The 2,314-nt window shown below is 67.1% G+C and carries 2 protein-coding genes; both read left to right on the forward strand.

Features of this window, described 5'->3' with window-relative positions:
• Positions 1 to 481 precede the first annotated feature (481 nt).
• On the forward strand, positions 482 to 1,255 hold the full coding sequence (locus QMX83_RS21245; protein ID WP_282298610.1) for an NAD kinase: 774 nt from the start codon (positions 482 to 484) through the stop codon (positions 1,253 to 1,255).
• 49 nt (positions 1,256 to 1,304) lie between these two features.
• A complete protein-coding gene (locus QMX83_RS21250) occupies positions 1,305 to 2,249 on the forward strand; it encodes a 5'-nucleotidase (RefSeq protein WP_282298611.1) in 945 nt (314 codons plus the stop codon).
• The last annotated feature ends 65 nt before the right edge of the window (positions 2,250 to 2,314 follow it).

Raw genomic sequence — 2,314 nt, forward strand, 5'->3', positions numbered from 1 at the left:
GGATGGGCGTTCCGGGGGACGGCGCAAGTACGTCCTTGTAGCCTCGATCGCCGCATCCATGCGGCTCACGCCCCCTCCAGCCCACCCCGACCCGCCACGACAGATGGTCGGTGGCCACGGAAAGTCAAAACCAACTCATCACTTGTCCGTGCGCTGGTCCTGCTTTGGTGGGATCGGTCGACAGACGATCGCCGTGAAACTGCCCACACCCGGTAACGCATGACCCCAAAACAACGCACGCTCTTGCCGTTGCCGTTCGTGCCGCTTCGCGATCAACCATCGGGGGAGGCCATCGGGTAGCCCCCGGAGGGACACTCCACGGCATGGATGCCGTGGAGTAGCCTACATGGACGTACTTGCGGCGTGTCCCGGAGCGGGGCTGCCCGATGGCCTCCCTGCACGGATGAACCGAAACGCCGCTCTTAGCGCAGATCAACAGTTATCCTTGAACCAAAGCCCCACCCGGAACCCCCGAGCCCCCATGAGCGATACCCCCCGCATCGCCTTCCTGGCCAGCACCACCGAACCGGCGCAGCAGGCGCGCGCGACCATGCTGTCGCGCTACGGCGAGCATGCGCCTGAAGACGCCGACGTGCTGTGCCCGCTGGGCGGCGACGGCTTCATGCTGCAGACCCTGCACCGGCATGGGCACCTGGGCAAGCCGGTGTTCGGGATGAAGCTGGGCACGGTCGGGTTCCTGATGAACCAGTACCGCGCCGAAGACGACGTGCCGATGCGCATCGCGCTGGCCGAGCCGGCCAACCTGCGGCCGCTGGAAATGCTGGCGCTGACCGAGTCGGGCACGACCACCGGCTCGCTGGCTTACAACGACGTTTCCCTGCTGCGCCAGACCCGCCAGGCCGCGCATATCGGGGTGGACCTCAATGGCCAGGAACGGGTCAGCGAGCTCATCGGCGACGGTGTGCTGGTCTCCACCCCGGCCGGCAGCACCGCGTACAACTACTCCGCGCATGGCCCGATCCTGCCGCTGGGCTCGCATACCATCGCACTGACCCCGCTGGCTCCGTATCGGCCCCGACGCTGGCGTGGCGCGATCCTCAAGGCCGATACCGAGGTTCGTTTCCGGGTGCTCGACCCTTACAAGCGACCGGTCAGCGTCACCGCCGACTCGCACGAGACCCGCGATGTGGTCGAGGTTACGATCCGGGAGTCGCGCGAGCGCCGGGTGACGCTCCTGTTTGACCCGGAGCACAACCTGGAAGACCGGATTCTCAGCGAACAGTTCATGTTTTGACCGACAATAGCTGGCCGGCCGCTTCGGCCGCATTGGATTGCTGACTGCCATGGGCGACAACTCCCCCCGCTTGCTGACCGTAGCCGTGACCTCACGGGCGCTGTTTGACCTGGAAGAGGGCCACGCCCTGTTCGAGGCCGAGGGTGTGGATGCCTACGCCGAATACCAGCGCAAGCACGAGGACGACATCCTGCGCCCAGGCGTTGCCTTCCCGGTGGTGCGCAAGCTGCTGGCGCTCAACCAGGGGCAGTCGCCGGAGTCGCCGCGGGTGGAAGTCATCCTGCTGTCGCGCAACTCGGCCGATACCGGGCTGCGTATCTTCAATTCCATCCAGCATTACGACCTCGGCATCATCCGCGCCACGTTCACCGCGGGCGAGCCCACCTGGCCCTACGTGAAGCCGTTTGGTACCGATCTGTTCCTGTCGGCCAACCCGGAATCGGTGCGGCGCGCGCTGCGCCATGGCATCGCCGCGGCCACCATTCTCCCCAAGCCCTACGACGAGACCCTGGCGGCGGCCGAGCCGGCCGACCTGGGTCGGCCGCGCGGCCAGTTGCGCATCGCCTTCGACGGCGACGCGGTGATCTTCGGCGATGAAAGCGAGCGCATCTCGCGCGAGCAGGGCGTGGAGGCGTTTGGTCGTCATGAGCGCGAGAATGCGCGCGAGCCGCTCAGCGGCGGCCCGTTCCGCAACTTCCTGTCGGCGCTGCACACCCTGCAGGCGGTGTTCCCGTCAGGCGACGATGCGCCGATCCGCACCGCGCTGGTGACCGCGCGTTCGGCTCCCGCCCATGAGCGGGTGATCCGTACGCTGCGCGAATGGGGCGTACGCCTGGATGAAGCGCTGTTCCTCGGCGGCCGCCACAAGGGCCCGTTCCTGGAAGCGTTTGGCGCGGACATCTTCTTCGACGATTCGCAGCACAACATCGACAGCGCCCGCCAGCACCAGAGCGTGGCCGCGGGTCATGTGCCGCATGGTGTGGCCAACGATTAAAGCGATCTGGCGCGGGGTGTCACCGGTAGCGCCGGCCGTTGGCCGGCCCAGGCGATACCGAGGGC

This window comes from Stenotrophomonas sp. PS02289 (genome assembly GCF_029960115.1).
GTDB lineage: Bacteria > Pseudomonadota > Gammaproteobacteria > Xanthomonadales > Xanthomonadaceae > Stenotrophomonas.

Coding starts and splice junctions, on each gene's coding strand:
- QMX83_RS21245 (WP_282298610.1), top strand. CDS start 482: ATGAGCGATACCCCCCGCATCGCCTTCCTGGCCAGCACCACCGAACCG.
- QMX83_RS21250 (WP_282298611.1), top strand. CDS start 1,305: ATGGGCGACAACTCCCCCCGCTTGCTGACCGTAGCCGTGACCTCACGG.